Below are 17,714 nucleotides of genomic sequence, written 5' to 3' on the forward strand. Positions count from 1 at the left end.
TTTAATAATGAACCAAATAATTGATTCTTAAAATAATTCCGGAGGATTTGTTTGCTATATTTGTGATACTGTCACACCACACAAAATCTAGTCCGCCATGAAAAATGTTCTTTTAGCCGTTCTTGCTGTTATCATTATCCTGATTGCCATATTACTGATTAAAACCTATACGTATCCATTTAAAAAGAACAAAGCGGATGCTTCTGAAGGTTGGAAGCCTGTTAAGAATGATTCTGCGGTGATGCGTCTGTCCGGCGGGATCAAAATTCCTACCGTTTCTACGGGAAGCCTGGGCGTTTTCAATTATGCACCTTTTGATCAGTTGAAAGAATATCTGAAAAATTCCTACCCCTTAGTCTACCAGAATACCGAAAATTACGAGATCAATGGATATGCATTGGTTTTTAGGCTGAAGGGTAGTACTTCCGGGCTTGAACCTGTTTTGTTTCTTTCCCATATGGATGTAGTTCCTCCCGGTGATGCTGATGTGAAAAGTAAAGAACAGAATGTTTTCAGACCGGATGACCAACCGGTTCCTGCTGTATCTAAAGTTGCAGAAGACTGGGATTTCGAGCCGTTTTCAGGAGCAGTTGCCCATGGAAGAATTTATGGAAGAGGAGCAATAGATATGAAAGGAATGCTTTTCTCTTTAATGGAATCTATGAACAATATGATTAAAAGCGGCCAGGTTCCTAAGCGGGATATCTATCTTGCTTTTGGCTTTGATGAAGAAGTAGGAGGGCAAAAAGGTGCAGTACAGATTGCAGAACATTTCAGGAAAGCAGGATTGAAGTTTGAGGCTGTGTATGATGAAGGAGGCCTGATTATGGAAAAAGGAAATGTTGCCGGAATAAATTCAGATGTAGCAGTGGTAGGCTGTGCAGAAAAAGGTTTCTTATCTGCAAAAATCAAAGTAAAAGGGCTTGGAGGCCATTCTTCTATGCCACCTATGGAAAGTGCTATCGGAAAAGCGGCAGTGATTATGCAGCGTCTTGAGGACCATCAGATGAAACCGGTAATTACTCCCCTGATTAAGAATTTTTTTGATAATATCGGTGGATCGATGCCTTTTACCAGTAGGCTTGCTATTGCTAATCAATGGCTTCTGAAGCCTCTGCTTTTGTCACAGCTCACTAAAAATAATACCACCAATGCATTGGTGCGGACCACAACTGCCCTTACCATGATGAAAGGCAGTGACGGCGCCAATGTTCTTTCCCCGGAAGTGGAATTTGTAGTTAATTTCAGGCTTATTCCCGGAAATTCCGTGCAAGAGGTTCGTGAGCATATTGCAAAAGCAACAGAAGGTTTCGATGTTGAGGTAGAAGATATTGATAATACCAGAGAAGCCTCTGCCGTATCACCAACAGACACAAAAGCCTATCAGATGATAGAAGCCGGAATAAAGGAGATTTATCCTGAGGCCATTGTTACACCTTACCTTACCATGGCCGCCACAGATGCTTATAAATACCAGATAGTAAGCAGGAATATTTACAGGTTCATGCCTGTTAAGATCAACCGTTCGGAGCAGCAAAGCATTCATAGTACCAATGAGTATATCAGCATTGAAAACTATCTGAAGATGATCCGTTATTTTGAATATATCATGAAAAATTACGATAAATAACTTAAATAAAAATTCAGTAAAAGAAAACAAAATAAGCAGGGCTGCAATCCAGGATTTTTCTAAAATGAAAAAAAATATAGAATATGATCTTGCAAAGGTTTTATTTTTATATTACATTTATGAACCTAGTTTCTAAATAGATACACCATGCGCACATTATTATTTACGGCCCTTTTACTTTCTTTTATTAGCTGTCAGAGTAACGAAAAGCCGAATGCAAAAACTACAGAAGCGGTAGCTGAAAATAACCTGTCGCCGACCCATCAGGAAGAAGTTCCATTACAAGACGCGGAAGCCATCGTTAAACAAATAAAATCCGATTACGCAGCGGTGAACAGCAAAAAACTGGCAGCCCGAAAAATCGTTATTGAAGAAGGAGCATTTGCGGAAGATTGTCGTATCTCCGTTGCCAATGTCGCTTATTTTGCACCGGCAGGCGGTAAAACAGAGAAGATAACTTCTATCGTAGGCTCAGATTCTCACGTAGATACTTTCGAATATTATTATAAGGACGGGCAGTTGTTTTTCATCTTTCACAAGCAAGAATATTTTCCGCCATTGAAAGGCGCGAAACCTGAGGTATCGGAGCTAAGGGTCTACATCAGCAACAGCAAGGCAGTGAAGTATATCAGCAGTACAGGTGGTGATTACAAACTTATGGATTTTGAAAAGCAAATCCGGGAAGGCAATGCTTTGTTCCGGGCAACAACCCGGCAGCAGGTACAGGATGCGATCTGCTCAGGCCAATAAAATATACATAAAATAAACATGTATTAGATGAATCGGAAAAAAGAGCTGTTACAGCCTTCAGGGATAACATTTATCCGGGTATTATAAGAAATAAATGAAATAGCAGGATCTTTAGCTGAGTTTGACGTAAACAGGGATACACTTTCTGAATAAACAATAAACATGCAGTTCTTTAACTATATAACAACCATTTTTATATTACTTTTTGTGATGATCAATACAAATGCGCAAACAAAATTATCGGGCAGGGTATATGATTATGCTCCGGAAATGGATTTAAAAACAGCAAAACTTATCACTGATGACAATGATTCTAATGGGATATTTCTGTTTTTAAACGATAGTGTGTTGATAAAAATAGATTACCGTAATGATACGCTATATACAAAGGCTGCTTACCACATCAGGAAAGGTGTATACGAACAGCTGTCTAACGGTAACAGACGATGGGCAGCAGAAGTAATTGATATCGAAATGGATAAAAATACAGTGAAAGAGACTACCGGAAATAACATTGAAAAAATAAACACTGACACAGTTCTGCATATTTCGATGCAATACAGTACAACTCTTAATGACAGGCCATATTATTTTTCAGAGGAAGGACATGGGAATTATTTATACATGGTACCGAGCCGGAGAAAATTGAATGCTGTTTTAAAAGAGCTGAAGGCAAAAGGAATTTTAAACCTGTTGGGGGTGAAGTAAAGTTAACCTGTTAGTGGTAGCACATCTCAATGAGTAGGAAGATAAAGTAAACATTATGTAGAGCCGTTGGCTGCTAAAATGGCATTAAGATGAATACAGGAAAGAATGTTTGTTTTATTGCAACTGCCTGTTATGGAGGTTACAATGCTTACGAAGTTATACTTCTTAGGAATTATCGGGATGATAAAATAAGTTGGGGAAACTATTTGCCCTGGGATTTTTCATCAAAAAAAATATATTACGTCAAGTTCTGTCGCATTACCGCAATAGCTTTGCTTTATCAAAATTACAGAGCTATGGAATTGCCGTTTTATTTAAGTTTTAATGAGTTTGAGAGCCATTATTATGACAACCTTGAAAAATGGTTTGAAGAATATCATAATACCAGTGAAACCGACTATGTGAGAGCATTGGCAGAAATGTACAGCCCTTACTTGTATTACAGTTTTACAGATGACAGGATTATGGCAGATGCTTCTATGGAGATTAAGGACTGTTTTTTTCCTTACTATGATAAAATAGGCCTCTCTTTCTGTACCAGCTGTGAAAATGGTAAAACGCCTAAGCCAATCAAAGGAATGAATCATATATTTGAATGGAAAACGATTACCATGATGGAGTACGCACAGCATATTCTGGATAAAATCAACAGGTATATTTCAAAAAACAAAAACGTAGCTGAAACAGGAAGTATTCATGATTATATCAATGACTATGGGATTATTACATCCAGAGAAGGAGCCGGATACTGTGTTAATTACAACAGGCATCAGAAGGCAGTTCCTTTCCTCAAGGCTTATCTTCCCCATTACGGACAGACAGTAAATATTGCAGTTTACAGAGATTTTATTTTTTCCGCAGCTCAGATTGCGGAATATATTGACCGTAAACTCAGGTCAGTACAGGATTTTGAACATACGGTATATGTAAAGCTGAAATCGGAGGCAAAATTCAGAGTACAGATGAGTCATCAGTTTCTGACGATCTGCAATTAATCATTCGCACCAACATTCATATCTAAATTATATTTTTGCCGGAGAACGTTAAGCCGTTTTCCGGATTAAAATCCCGGTCATTTGATTGGGATTTTATTGCTTTTTATAAGGCAGGTTCCAGATAAGGTCAGCAGCCAGATAGTGTACCCCGCCTTTTTTTATACTTCGGCTGCCTCTGATCAGATCATCCATATATCCGATATCTACGGTAAAAGGAGAGTGGGGAATATTGAATGTATAATAAGCCGCAATACGCATTTCTCTATACCCGAAGGGCGTCCAGGCATGATCCTGATCATTGAGGTAGCTTGCAGAAAAAAGTCCTTCCGCACTTAAGGCCAGTCTTTGATTGTTTTTGGAAGATAGACTATAGGTAAGCTGGCTTTTGATACGGGTTCTTAACTGGAAATTTTCTTCAGCTTTGTTAAAATCAGCATCAAAAAACTTTCTGAACTCCTGACGTACTGTATTTTTCAGCTTCCACCTTTTTCCAAGGTTAAAAGTATAAGCATATCGTCCATAGATTCTGAATTCCTGTTCCGTACTTTCTTTTTCATAAGGATAATCACTCTCATATTTGGGCTGGCGCCGGTAGCTTAAGGCATAGCTGTACTGCTGGTGAGGAGCAAACGAATGGTAAACCTCGTGATTTAAAACCATGATCGCCTGTTTTGAAAACAGATTATCATTGTCGGGACTGCTCTTTCGGCCTAATGCAATATAGCTTAAGGACTGTTTCTTTCCCAAAGAATCCAGCTGGCGTTTAACTCCGAAAGCCGACCAGAATGCGGTATTGACATCTCCCAGACCCGGCGGACTGATCTGTGCTTTTACAAAACTGCCTGTACAGCCCAATAAAAGTAACCCTGCAAAAATCTTTTTAATGCTAATCATCATGATAACTTCTTCAATAGTAATGTATATGATTTGTCAAGTCAAAATATAGAAACGGAATATCCGGACTTAACAAATTTAAACGTTCAGGGAATTTAATGTTTACTCAAAATCCCTTAATACTGTTTAAAAACATGACAAAATAAAAACATGATTTAGGATAGATTTGGGAATAAATTAATGTGTGCTCCGGGTTTAGCGGATTCCAAGTTTTTCACTAGGGCAGTCAATATAAATACAGTTTTGTAAAAAAAGCTTATTGCCCAGCATTCCGGTCATTCCGGAAAACTTCATGAGCATATATTGAGACTGAGAGAAACCTTCTACGTAAGTTACCTCTGTTAAAGGAATTTTCTTGTCTTTAAAACGGATGATCATGTTGCTTTTCGCAGTATAGGAAGTCAGGATATCAGGCCTTGATTGAGCTTTTTCTACAATAATTTTTGATTGGGGTAATTTCAGGTCCGCCCACTGCTCTTTATGGGTCAGCAGCTCATAAGCACTGGTTCCCGAATCATAAAGAAATAGCTCTTCTTTTCCTTTTAAGATACCGCGGATCATAATTTTTCTCTTTTTAAATGTAAAATCAATAAGATTGCTTTGAAATTCCAAAGGTGCTTCAGACAGGTTAAAAATGATAAAATTTTCCTTAAAATTGATAATGGTTTTTCTGTCTTCAAGAATATCGGCTCCAAGTGTACCGATGATCTTCCCGGATTCTTTTTCTATTTCAGAAATTTTGAACTTATCGGATGAGATTTCTGTTTTGCCAATGTAGAACGTTGAAGAAGCATGATCATCATGAACCGTAATTCCTTTAATCTTTTTTATGGGAAAGCTGTAAAATTCAGTATATACGGCCCCGGTATCAAATTGAAGATAGTAAATGGCCGTATCTCCCGGAAAACGGACAGGTACAAGTAAAGCGCTTTTATCTTTTTCCGGCCATTTCATCGGAGTCTTTCCACTTTCATTTTTTACCGTTAAATAATTTTTCTCCGGAGTGAATTTCTGGTTAAAATAAAAATAGCTGCCCAGAAACAGAATCACCGTAATAATTAAAATCCCCGACAGAATTCTTCTGATTGTTCTCATATTAATTTTTGTACAAGATTCGGAAATCCGGACTAGTTTTTAGTCCAAAAGGATATGACAGTTTTACGACAATTTTATGACTTGGATTGTAAGGCGTTGTATTTGAAGGTTATGAAAGTGTTGTGGAGTTTTTTATCAATCGCTAAGGTAAACAAAGAATGAGCAATATTGGAATGCTTTTAAGATAAACAAAGCCGCTTCCTTATCTTTGAAATACAAGGTTATATCTATTGGCTTACGTCTTTGAAAAGTTAAATAATATTAAATAAATTTTGGTTTATTATATTAGCATTAATAATAACCCAAAAACCAATTTACACATGAACGAAATTAAACTAGATTACAATTCTACATATATCAGTTCAAATTTAATTGATGAATTAGATTATTTTATTGGTGGATATTCTAGTCCAGATGCAACTTTTCTTTATAGTTTAAATGCGTTCTTAGAGGCTTATATTTTGAATACAACATTTTATTTGTCAGAGACTGAATATAAACATATAAGTTTGATTTCTAAATCTCTATTTCCTAACGGCAGGCCAATTCTTGAACTATTAATCAAAAATAAGCAGGTAAAGATAATTGGTGGGATAGGTACAAATATAGCTACAGTAACAGGTATTTTTAAGACAGATTTAAGTAACCCTCAAACGTATCAGGAAAAGATTAATGAATTTTTAAATAATGGTTTAAAGACGGAGATTGCACAAAGTAAATACATGACAATTTCAAACATACATACTGCTCCAGATAAAATTAATTTCTTAAGTATTGGTAAAATTGATAACGGATTTATTGCAGTTGATATCAATGAGACGCCTCATAATTTTTATAAAAGTCTATCAACTATGACACATTATTCAAATGTTCAGGCCGCTCTTCCTTTCTATTCTTATAAATTACAGATGAACGAACTAAGAAGTAGAGGGACTTCTACAGATATCATTTATCAATTGACAAAATTATTTGAAATAAAGCAGAAAGATTTAAACGAATATTTTGGTGTAAGTAAGCAACAGATACCGCCACTTGTAAATATATTGTTGGGTCAATGTCAAAACTTATTTGAGTTACCCAATAAAATAGAACAGTTAAATCAAGACTTTACAGAATTGAGAAGTTCTATTATTAAATATGAAAAGAGATTAAACGAATCAAAAAATATTAAAGAACAAATAGACTCAATTGATGAATATAATGAATTTTGGAAAACTTTTAATCGCAAATATGTCGATAGTAATAGGCTCCATTTTAACTTTTGGGAATCAGTTGATGATTTAGAATATGATAAAGCTATTGACAATGCAATTGATAATAATACTTATTCTAATTTACTTGAAGATTTAAATGTTGGAAAGATTATTGGCAAAGGCGCAAAAAAACTGATAGACACATATAAAGAAAGAAGAGTTATAAATAGATTTAGAGGCGTTACGGACTTATGGAATTTGTTTAATAAATCTCCTAATGTTACAGAACATATAAAGAACTTTGAACGGGTTTTTAATGTGAAATTAGATAGAAGTTCTTTAGAAATCCTAAAAAAACAATTGGATGAAAGGTGATAAGTTATTTATTTTATAAATCTAAAAAATAGACAAATCAAAATATATAAAGCACTCCCTCTCTTTGTAAAAAAATTCGATTTTAAAACATAAGGATAAATCTTGGAACTTACTTATTTTATCAAAAAAAAGAATTCATAAAAATATGCAATATTCTATAGCTATTTTGTTAAGTATTGTAAGAATATTTTTAACTATCGAATTGAGGTAGTGATAAAACAAATGATATAAATAATATCAATTGCTGTCGATATTGATATTTGACAGATGCTTTATATTGTTTACTGACAAGGATTGTAATTTTGTAACAAAGAAAGACTATGAGAAAATAGAAAAACCTGCTGAAATTCAGCAGGTTTTATTTGCAGAGAGGAAGGGATTCGAACCCTCGATACAGTTACCCGTATACTACCTTTCCAGGGTAGCTCCTTCAACCACTCGGACACCTCTCTAATTGAGATTGCAAAAATAGAGTATTTTCCGGAATCTGCAAATTATTTGTGAAAATTAATTGGATATTTCTCCACAAAGGCTTTTAGCAAAGTTATCAGCAAATGTTCCCGGGTAGCTTGGATTGTCAATCAGGTGCATTGCCTTGGTAATTGCACTTTCTGCAGTAATATCCCTTCCGCTGATGGCTCCAATCCTTGAAAATATATTGCTGTTCTCATATTTTCCGAATGATATTCCTCCTGATATACATTGGCTTACAACCACAATCTCTGTCCCGTTGTTTCTGATAGCCTCAAGTGTTTCCTGTGTCTTTTCACTGCTGAAAATTGTTCCCGAACCGAATACCTGAAGAATCAGAACTTTCATTTTGGGAATCTCTTTGAAATGGCTGAGGTGCATTCCCGGAAAAATTCTCCAGAACAGAATATCTTCAGAAATATGTTCATCCACATGAAATTGTATCTGAGGATCACAACGGTAAAGATTTTCTTTGATAATATTCAGATGAACTCCGGACTGCCCGAGAATAGGGTAGTTAGGACTGGAATAGGCATCAAAATATTCTGCAGAATACTTCAGGGTCCTGTTTCCTCTTAATAATTTATATTCAAAATAGATCGCAACTTCCTGGATAACCGCTTCATCATTTTCATAAAGGCTGGCATAATAGAGGCTGGTCAGAAGATTTTCCTTTGCATCGGTTCTGAGGTCACCAATCGGAAGCTGGGAGCCTGTCATGATTACCGGCTTTCTAAGTCCTTTCAGCATGAAACTTAATGCAGAAGCGGTGTAAGACATTGTATCTGTTCCGTGAAGGATCAGAAACCCGTCATAATCATCATAATTCTTGTAGATATAATTGGCAATGATTTTCCATTCTTCAGGTCCCATATCCGATGAATCCAGCGGTTTTGCGAAAGGATGTACAAAAACTTCACATTCCATTAGCTTCATTTCGGGCATTTTTTCGAAAATGTTTCCAAAATCAAAGGCGCGAAGGCTTCCGGTTTCATAATCTTTTTCCATACCGATGGTTCCCCCGGTATAAATGAGCAGGACTTTTCGTTTCATGAATTACTTTTTAGTAAGAATTTGAGCCTCATTCAGGTTCATAGCCCAAAATTACGTTAATTTGCAAAGATTTGAAAATGAATGAAAGCTTATCATGAAATTTTATCAGAATAAGCCGGTAATCATAAGTGTTATATGGAACTATTGAAAAAAATAACAGGATGCAGATGAAAGATTTAACGCAGACTTTTGAGTATTTGAAACAGTTTTTAACAGAAGAAAGACTCTCAAAAATTGAACATTTCTCCCGGGAAAGTTCAGATTTTGTACTGCCGGTTGTAGAAGATATTTATCAGTTTAGAAATGCAGCGGCCATTGTACGCTCTGTGGAGGCCTGCGGATTTCATAAAGTAGTGGCGTTACAGGAAGAATACAGTTTTGAACCCAATCTCCGGGTAACAAAAGGGGCAGATACCTGGGTAGAGGTGGAAAAACTTCCCAGAAACAAGGAGTCTTTTCAAAATATTAAAGACAGAGGATATAAAATTGTGGTTGTTTCTTTAGAAAATAATGCAAAAATGCTTCCTGAATACGAAATTACGGAACCTATTGCTTTGGTTTTCGGAACTGAAATGGCAGGCGTATCGGAAGAAATTCTGGAATTTGCAGATGAGACGCTGGCTATCCCGATGTATGGCTTTACCAGAAGTTTTAATGTTTCTGTGGCAGCCTCAATCTGTATGTATGAATTGAAACAGAAGCTTATAAAATCTGATATTGATTATAAATTAAATGAAGAAAAACTATTGAGAATGAAAATACTCTGGGCAGTTAACTCAATAAGAAGCGGGCAGCAGATCTTTGATAAATACCTTAAAGACCATAATCTTGAAATATAGCATTGGGTATTTTAAGTTTAAAGTTTGGCCTTTAGGTTTTTAAAATCTGGGTAACCTGTAAACAGAAATTCGTGTATTAGTGGCAATATAAAGCTTAATCTGTTTGCATATTGAAGTAGTTCCACGCTGCTACAAATACTCCGGCCGTTTCCGTTCTCAGTCTCTGGCTTCCCAGTGAAACGGCTTTAACTTTATTTTCGGCTAAAAATGAAATCTCTTTTTCAGAAAAATCACCTTCCGGGCCGATTAAAAAAGTAAGCTGCTCCAACTGAGGAATAGTTTTAAGCTCTTTTCTTTCCAGGTTTTCATGGCAGTGTGCCACAAAAGTATGTTTGGAGTCAATATTCTTTAAAAAGTCACTAAGCTTTATTGCGTCATTAATTGCCGGAAAATGAAATCTCAGGCTCTGTTTGGACGCAGCAATAGCCTGCTTTCTGATTTTATCGATATTGATATTCTTACGCTCGGTTTTTTCCGTTACAATAATACTGATCTCTGAAACACCCATTTCCACGGCTTTCTCCACAAAAAATTCTATACGGTCAATATTTTTTGTCGGAGCAATAGCAATATGCAGTTTCGGACTGAATTCCGGAAGATTCTTTTTGATTTCCGAAACTTTTATTCCTGCTTTTTTACCCTCAACCAACAGCTGGCCCGAAGCCAGATTTCCTTTCCCGTCAGTTACATGAATTTCTTCACCATCCTTCATCCTCAGCACTTTCACAATATGCTGCTGTTCATCATCATTAATGGTTACTGTGTTGTTGTCTATAGATCCGTAAAATAATTTCATAAAAATGGGTGTTGTTCACAAAGTAAAAAGGCTAATCTGCCCTTTTACAAATCATATTTCGCTGTAGCTGTTGTTCTGAGATCCGTAAACTCTCCTCTTTCAAACTTCAGCTGGGCTACCATGGCAATCATAGCTGCATTGTCTGTAGTATATTCAAATTTTGGAATGTAGATGCTCCATCCCAGTTTTTCTTTATTATTTTCCATCGCTTTTCTTAAAGCAGAATTGGCAGATACACCACCGGCAATAGCAACTTCTTTGATGTTTAAATCAATGGCTGCTTTTTCAAGTTTATCCATAAGGATTTCGATGATGGTTTTTTGTACCGAAGCACACAGATCATTGAGGTTTTCCCTGATGAAATCCGGGTTTTTTCTGACCTCTTTCTGTATGAAATAAAGAACCGAAGTTTTGATACCGCTGAACGAATAATCATACTGCTGCATTTTAGGCTTGTTAAACGTAAAAGCATCCGGGTTTCCTTCTTTCGCCAGCCTGTCAATAATGGGTCCGGCAGGGTAGTCAAGATCAAAAATTTTCCCGATTTTATCAAAGGCTTCTCCTGCAGCGTCATCAATTGTTTTTCCGATAATTTCCATATCGAAATAATCTTTTACCAATACAATCATGGTATGTCCGCCGCTTACCGTAAGACACAGAAACGGGAATTTAGGCGGCATAGGATTTGCATCCTCAATAAAATGGGCTAAAATGTGAGCCTGGAGATGATTTACTTCTATTAACGGTACATTTAAACTCATTGCCAGAGACTTGGCAAAGGAGGTTCCTACAAGAAGAGATCCTAAAAGTCCGGGTCCGCGTGTAAATCCTATAGCAGAAATAGCATTTTGTTGTATATTTGCTTTAGTAATAGATTTTTCAACAACGGGGATTATATTTTGCTGATGTGCTCGCGATGCCAGTTCGGGAACCACACCACCGTATTCTTTATGGATGGCCTGATTCGCAGCAATGTTCGACAAAATGCAGTTTCCCTTGATGATAGCTGCTGAGGTGTCGTCGCAGGACGATTCAATACCTAAAATTATAGAGTCGCTCATAATAATGGCAAAGTTAGAGAATAATAACGAGAATGAGAATAAAAAATCAGTAGCTGAAAACATAAGTGATCAGGTACAGAAAACTGTAGGAAATGTAGAAGGTAGTGTAAAAGAAACAGTTAAAGAAGCGTCTGAACTGGCATCAGATGCTATTCATCATCCTATAGAAACAGCTGAGGAATTTGGGAAACAGGCTATGAAAGATGTTACCAGCTATTCCTGGTGGGCAAAGCTTCTTCTCATTCTTTTCTGGCTTGGGATTATTCTTGTGGGCAGTGTTCTTGTGATAATCAACCTCCCTGCAACCAAGCAGTGGGCAGCCGATCAGGCTCTTCAGATTGTAAACAAAGATTTTAAGGCGGATATGTCTACAGAAAGTGTAGACGTTAATTATTTTGGAAATGTAACGATAAAAGGACTAAAAGTTAAAGATTACAAGGGTCTGGAATTTATCACCGCAAGAGAGTTCCGTGCCAATTCAGACTGGATGTCGCTTGCTTATAATGCTATTTCGGGAAACAGTAACTCTTTAAGTTTTAATTCTCTCACGCTTGTAAACGCAGATGTAAAGGTCATTACCTATAAAGGAGACAGTATTTCCAACTTTATCAGGTTTACAGAGCTTTTTGACAGCGGGAAAAAAAGAGATCCGAAGAAACCTCCTTTTCAGCTGGATTCCCGCGTACAGATTATTGATTCAAAAGTATCCATTGTTAATCAGAATTCTCCCGGAGATCCCGGAAAATGGCTTACTGCAACCAAGTTCAATCTTAAAGCTCCCAATGTAAAAGTCAACGGACCCAATGTATCAGCATTGATCAATAATATGTCATTCGTTACTTCAAGATGGGGAAAATCTCATTTTGTAGACACATTTTCAACCGAACTTTCTTTAACGCACCAATTTCTGTCATTAAAAGATCTGACCTTAAATACAGACCATTCATTACTGCAGGGAAATATTAAATTTAACCTTAATAACGGTTCATGGGCAGGTTTTGCAGATCGTGTGCGCTGGGATATGGATATTCAGCAGGGAAGCCAGCTTAGCGGATATGATATCAGCTATTTTGTAACCAACTGGGATAATTTCAAACCATTTAACCTGGCAGGGAAAATGACCGGCCCTTTAAATAAGTTTCACCTCGAAAACTTCCTGATCAGAAATCCTGATGTGAATATTGCAACCAGTACAATGAAGGTAGACAGGCTGCTAAAAGGAAATTTTTCTATTGAAACCAATGACCTTTCTGCAGATTTTACCTATAAGGACCTTAAAGCAATGATGCCCTCATTCATTGCCAAAAAAATGAAAAATTTTGCCGATGATTTCGGGAAACTGAAATATAACGGCACAGCAAAAGTAAATCCACAGCAGGTATACGTATCATCAGGAAACCTGATGACAGGAATCGGGCAGGCAAAAATTTCAAAATTTTCTCTTACTGAGTACAGTACAGCCATGCCTAAATATTCCGGATATGCTGAAGTAAAAGATCTGAATACTTCAGTGATCACAAAAAACAAAACGGTAGGTCTTATTTCCGGTAAATTTGATATTAACGGGCAGAGCTTTGACGTGAATACGATGCGTCTGACTACGAAATCCCAGATCTCCATTATTGAGATTATGAATAAGGAAATTAATAATCTGTATCTGGACGGACTTTTAGACCATAAAAAATACAACGGACTGATCACCGTAAATGATGAGCAGACCAAAGCAACAATTAAAGGGCTTATTGATTTCAGCACCTCAAAGGTGGCAATGGATGTGAATGCAGATGTAAGCCATCTGAACATGAATTATTTCACCAACAAACCCGGAAACCAGATTGTCAGCGGAAAGGTAAACGGCAAAATGGCTATGTCTTCCGTTAATGATCTTACGCTGGATGTTGAAGCCAGTGATCTTCATTTTGCAACGGCTACTCAGAAGTATATTATTCCTAAAGCTAAAGCCAAAACGTTTATTGAAGGTGGCGGAAGAGTGATAGAAATTGATGCGCCGGGAGCTGCGAACGGGAAAATATCCGGGAAATATAACCTGGCAGATCTTGCCGGAATGGTAGAAAACGGAATCGGGAAAATATTAGTGGGACCTCCGCCAAGAAAATTGTACAGAGGCCAAAGCTTTACAATGAATTTTGACGTTCAGCAGGGAGTTATCAATTATTTTCTTCCGGACCTGAAACTTCCGCAGGGAGCTGTGGTAGAAGGTGAATATGACGGAAATTCAAACAATCTGATTCTAAATATGGATGCTTCTTCTTTAAAGTATATCATGACGAAGAAGGAAGAGGTCTCGGATGCTGATAAAGCACTCGCTGCAGCCAATCCTGAATACAAGATCAACGACCGGACCAATATTTCCAGAGATAGTGCCATGATTGACAGTGTTATGGTAAGAATCAATACCGCGAATCTTGATGAACAGCTTTATGCAAGAATCGGCAGGCTGGAATATAATAAGAATGTTATCAGGAATTTTGAGCTGAAAGGTAAAAATGAAAACGGAACCGCCTTACATCTTGCAACCACATTCAGACATGGCAGTCCTGAAGATGAAATTGATGATAATCTTAAAGCGTATGCAATTAATGTAGATCAGTCTACCAATGCTGCCGGAGATTATGTTTTCAAATTTGAGCCTACAGAAGTGAAGTTCAATGATGTGACATGGGCTATTGATACGAGCCCGGAACTGGATCACTCTATTACTTACAGGAAGAAAACAGAAGATTTTGATATACGGAACCTTAGGATATATTCGGATAAAAGCGCATTGTTTATTAAGGAAGCACAGTTTAAATCAATAAAAGATTTTTACGTAGATGCGGATATTCATGATTTTGCTATTGAGAAACTTCTTGAAATGAAGTCCGGAGGAAATCCTATGGATATTAAAGGACTTGCTAACGGAAGCGTGAAGATCAGAATGGATAAGAATACGCTGCAGCCCCTGGTAGACCTCACTGTGGATGACATTATGATGAACGGAAATGATATGGGAGATCTTACCGTTTCTGCAACAAACGGATTCTCTCTTAATGTTTATGATATTGATGTAAAGGTTTCTTCCGCAGGGATCATCGGAAATAATAATCTGAACCTTACCGGTACCGTAAATAATAATACAGCATCACCAACTATTGATCTTACGGCAGAAATGCGTGATTTTGACCTTGGATTTACCCAGCAGTTTGTTCAGTCTATCTTTGGAAATCTTAGAGGAAAGGCAACAGGAGATCTTAAAATCAGTGGAAAGTTCAGCGATCTGGATTATAGCGGGGATATTGCTCTGAAAGATTTTGGATTAAAATTGTTATTCACCGGGGTAGATTATTCATTTGATGATACTGTGATTGGCCTTTCAAGAGGGCTTGCGATCCTTAATAATATTGAAGTGCATGACGGAAGAACCAATTCCAAAGGAACAATTTCCGGTGCTATCCAGTTTGAAACGCTTTCTTCAATGGGGGTCAACCTGATCATGAGGGCAGATAATCTTTTGATGCTGAATACCACCCAGAAAGATTTTGATTTATTTTGGGGAAGAGTATATGGACAGGGGGATCTGTATGTGGATGGCCCTGTTTCGGGATTGAGTATTTCTACGCCTAATATGAAGGCTCTTAACGGAAGTACTTTCACTTTTAATTCCAGCTCTACATCCAATGTTGAAGAATTTAAAATGCTGAGATTCCTGAAAGAAGGAAAAGACGGGCTGATTACCCTGGAAGAAAAGAAAAGAACAGGAGCTAATATGAATATTGACTTCAGTCTTGATGTAGATAAAGGAACCACTGTAAATGTTCTTGTAGGGGATGATGTGGGGAATATTTCTGTAAAAGGTATGGCAGATAAACTCAGGTTCCAGATGGGAAGACAGGGGAATATTGCCATGAACGGTACCTATAAAGTGGATAACGGAACTTTTGTTTCTAAAGCAATTCTCAATAAAACGTTCCAGATTGAAAAGAATAGCAGCATCAGATGGGACGGAGATGCTATGAAACCCGCGCTGGATATTAAAGCCAATTATGTAAGAATGGTTTCCAATGCCGGAGAATATTTAAGTATCGGCAGATTGCAGCCTATCAGTGTACTGCTTCAGGCCAGCATTACCCAGACCCTTATTAATCCTAAAATAGACCTGAACGTTACAGCGCTGGATGTTTCCAGCCAGGTAAAGGAAACACTGGCTGCAAAGATGAGCCAGGAGGGGGAAAAAGTACTTCAGTTCGGTTCTGTACTGCTTCTGAGTACCTTTAATGTATCGAATACCGGTGGAGTAGGATTTGACGTGGCCGGTGTTGCGGAATCCTCGGGGTATAATATGCTCCTTAAGCAACTGGGCTCCGTTCTTAACACCATGAGTAATGAATTCCAGATTGACCTCAATTACGTAAAAGGAGACCAGAACTCCAATACCGGTGATAGGGCAAATGCCGGAGTAAGTGTCGCTCTTTCACCGAGGGTGAACATCAAAACCGGGCTTGGAATTCCATTGAATAAAACAGAAAGTACCCAGAATAATTATCTGTCCGGGGAAGGCTCTATTGAATATGATATTTCCAAGAAAAATGACGGTAGCCTTATCCTGAGAGGGTATTCCAAGCCTACCAATATTGGGATGGTGAGTACGAATGGTTCTGCAAATCAGGCGTATGGAGGGGGTGTTGTATGGAGTAAAAGCTTTAATTCTTTATTTAAAAAGAAGAAAAAAGATAAAAAACTGCCAGAGTCCAAAACAGAAATAAAAACAGATTCTATAAAATCAGATAGTAAATAATCGTAATATTTTAATGATTTTTATCATCTGTGTTAATTATTGTTAATATTTGATATAATTTTTTTAGTTAAATTATTTTTTATAAATTTGCAAAAAATACATAGATTTTTTAAGAAAATTGTAATTTAACTAATATGAACTATCAACTGGACGAAATAGACAAGAAGATTCTTGATTTCTTAGTAGAGAACACAAGAATGCCTTTTACTGAAATTGCTAAACAGATGGATGTTTCCGCTGGTACAATTCACGTAAGAGTGAAAAAAATGGAAGATGCAGGTATTATTTTGGGATCATCTCTTAACATTGATTACGGTAAGCTGGACTATCACTTTACAGCTTTCATCGGGATTCTTTTGACAAAATCAAACCGTACTCAGGAAGTACTGAAAGAATTGTCAACCATTCCTAACGTAATTGAAGCTAGTGTTATCTCCGGAAAATACAATATTTTCTGTAAAGTAAGAGCGAAAAACACCGATGACGCAAAGAGAATTATCTATCAGATAGATGACATTCAGGATGTAATGAGAACGGAGAGTATGATCTCTATGGAGGAGTATTTGAGTGACAAAAACAGATTGATTAACGCTATCTCTGTTTAATTCAAATTTTAAACGAATAATATATCCAAAGAACTTATGAAATTATTCATAAGTTCTTTATTTTTGTACCTATGGAAGAATACAGTTATTTTGACGAAGATCCGAAGAAAGGATGGGGATTTATTCTGGCGTTTGCCGCCTTGATGCTGTTTACAATTATGGGACTGGGAATTGATGTGGATGAATATCTTCAGCATGAATATCTTCAGATTCCGAGATGGTATTTCTACGTTATTTTTTCCATAGATGCCCTGATGATGATTGGCCTTGTTCTGATGCTTTTCTACAGGAAAATAGGCATTTATATGTTCCCTGCATTGCTTGTGCTGCATTTCTTTATGCACAATTACTATCTGTCTACATTCCTGTATACTGATGTAACCAATCTTTTCCTTTTCACAGGATTCGGAATGCTGGCGATTATTCCGAAATGGAAGTTTTTCAGGTAAAGTAT

General features: G+C 37.1%; 14 protein-coding genes and 1 tRNA gene. 9 read left to right on the forward strand and 6 right to left on the reverse strand.

Annotated features, from left to right (window positions below; genetic code table 11):
* The first annotated feature begins 97 nt into the window (after window positions 1-97).
* The 4 genes from AOB46_RS15515 (at window position 98) to AOB46_RS15530 (ending at window position 4,083) form a co-directional block, all read left to right on the forward strand.
* Window positions 98-1,630, forward strand: a complete 1,533-nt coding sequence (locus AOB46_RS15515; RefSeq protein WP_062701014.1) for a M20/M25/M40 family metallo-hydrolase — start codon at window positions 98-100, stop codon at window positions 1,628-1,630.
* Window positions 1,631-1,777: 147 nt separating this feature from the next.
* Window positions 1,778-2,380 (forward strand): hypothetical protein, encoded by a 603-nt coding sequence (locus tag AOB46_RS15520; protein WP_062701016.1) that lies wholly within the window; start codon window positions 1,778-1,780, stop codon window positions 2,378-2,380.
* A 162-nt stretch (window positions 2,381-2,542) separates the two neighbouring features.
* Window positions 2,543-3,088 (forward strand): hypothetical protein, encoded by a 546-nt coding sequence (locus AOB46_RS15525; protein WP_062701018.1) that lies wholly within the window; start codon window positions 2,543-2,545, stop codon window positions 3,086-3,088.
* 296 nt (window positions 3,089-3,384) lie between these two features.
* Window positions 3,385-4,083, forward strand: coding sequence for a hypothetical protein (locus tag AOB46_RS15530; RefSeq protein ID WP_062701020.1), 699 nt, complete (start codon window positions 3,385-3,387; stop codon window positions 4,081-4,083).
* A 93-nt stretch (window positions 4,084-4,176) separates the two neighbouring features.
* On the opposite strand, the gene AOB46_RS15535 is transcribed toward AOB46_RS15530, so the two are convergent.
* Window positions 4,177-4,980, reverse strand: a complete 804-nt coding sequence (locus tag AOB46_RS15535) for a DUF2490 domain-containing protein (RefSeq protein WP_082377169.1) — start codon at window positions 4,978-4,980, stop codon at window positions 4,177-4,179.
* Window positions 4,981-5,172: 192 nt separating this feature from the next.
* Window positions 5,173-6,072, reverse strand: a complete 900-nt coding sequence (locus AOB46_RS15540) for a hypothetical protein (protein ID WP_062701024.1) — start codon at window positions 6,070-6,072, stop codon at window positions 5,173-5,175.
* Window positions 6,073-6,392: 320 nt separating this feature from the next.
* On the opposite strand from AOB46_RS15540, the gene AOB46_RS15545 reads away from it, so the two are divergent.
* Window positions 6,393-7,640 (forward strand): hypothetical protein, encoded by a 1,248-nt coding sequence (locus AOB46_RS15545; RefSeq protein ID WP_062701026.1) that lies wholly within the window; start codon window positions 6,393-6,395, stop codon window positions 7,638-7,640.
* 365 nt (window positions 7,641-8,005) lie between these two features.
* Here the strand turns inward: AOB46_RS15545 and AOB46_RS15550 are convergent.
* Both AOB46_RS15550 and AOB46_RS15555 read right to left on the reverse strand, forming a co-directional pair.
* Window positions 8,006-8,092, reverse strand: a tRNA-Ser gene (locus AOB46_RS15550).
* Between the two features lie 55 nt (window positions 8,093-8,147).
* On the reverse strand, window positions 8,148-9,164 hold the full coding sequence (locus AOB46_RS15555) for an asparaginase (RefSeq protein WP_062701028.1): 1,017 nt from the start codon (window positions 9,162-9,164) through the stop codon (window positions 8,148-8,150).
* Window positions 9,165-9,331: 167 nt separating this feature from the next.
* On the opposite strand from AOB46_RS15555, the gene AOB46_RS15560 reads away from it, so the two are divergent.
* Window positions 9,332-10,003 (forward strand): TrmH family RNA methyltransferase, encoded by a 672-nt coding sequence (locus AOB46_RS15560; protein WP_241489226.1) that lies wholly within the window; start codon window positions 9,332-9,334, stop codon window positions 10,001-10,003.
* A 94-nt stretch (window positions 10,004-10,097) separates the two neighbouring features.
* Here AOB46_RS15560 and AOB46_RS15565 read toward each other — a convergent pair whose 3' ends face one another.
* Both AOB46_RS15565 and tsaD read right to left on the reverse strand, forming a co-directional pair.
* On the reverse strand, window positions 10,098-10,799 hold the full coding sequence (locus AOB46_RS15565; RefSeq protein ID WP_062701030.1) for an RsmE family RNA methyltransferase: 702 nt from the start codon (window positions 10,797-10,799) through the stop codon (window positions 10,098-10,100).
* Between the two features lie 44 nt (window positions 10,800-10,843).
* Complete coding sequence (tsaD, locus tag AOB46_RS15570; RefSeq protein WP_062701246.1) at window positions 10,844-11,860, reverse strand: tRNA (adenosine(37)-N6)-threonylcarbamoyltransferase complex transferase subunit TsaD; 1,017 nt, start codon at window positions 11,858-11,860, stop codon at window positions 10,844-10,846.
* 4 nt (window positions 11,861-11,864) lie between these two features.
* Between tsaD and AOB46_RS15575 the strand changes: the two genes are divergently transcribed.
* The 3 genes from AOB46_RS15575 (at window position 11,865) to AOB46_RS15585 (ending at window position 17,709) form a co-directional block, all read left to right on the forward strand.
* Complete coding sequence (locus tag AOB46_RS15575; RefSeq protein ID WP_062701032.1) at window positions 11,865-16,655, forward strand: hypothetical protein; 4,791 nt, start codon at window positions 11,865-11,867, stop codon at window positions 16,653-16,655.
* A gap of 134 nt (window positions 16,656-16,789) precedes the next feature.
* Window positions 16,790-17,260, forward strand: coding sequence for an Lrp/AsnC family transcriptional regulator (locus tag AOB46_RS15580; protein WP_029298841.1), 471 nt, complete (start codon window positions 16,790-16,792; stop codon window positions 17,258-17,260).
* 71 nt (window positions 17,261-17,331) lie between these two features.
* A complete protein-coding gene (locus AOB46_RS15585; RefSeq protein WP_062701034.1) occupies window positions 17,332-17,709 on the forward strand; it encodes a hypothetical protein in 378 nt (125 codons plus the stop codon).
* The last annotated feature ends 5 nt before the right edge of the window (window positions 17,710-17,714 follow it).

Origin of the sequence: Chryseobacterium indologenes (assembly GCF_001295265.1) — a bacterium.
Taxonomy (GTDB): Bacteria; Bacteroidota; Bacteroidia; order Flavobacteriales; family Weeksellaceae; genus Chryseobacterium; species Chryseobacterium indologenes_A.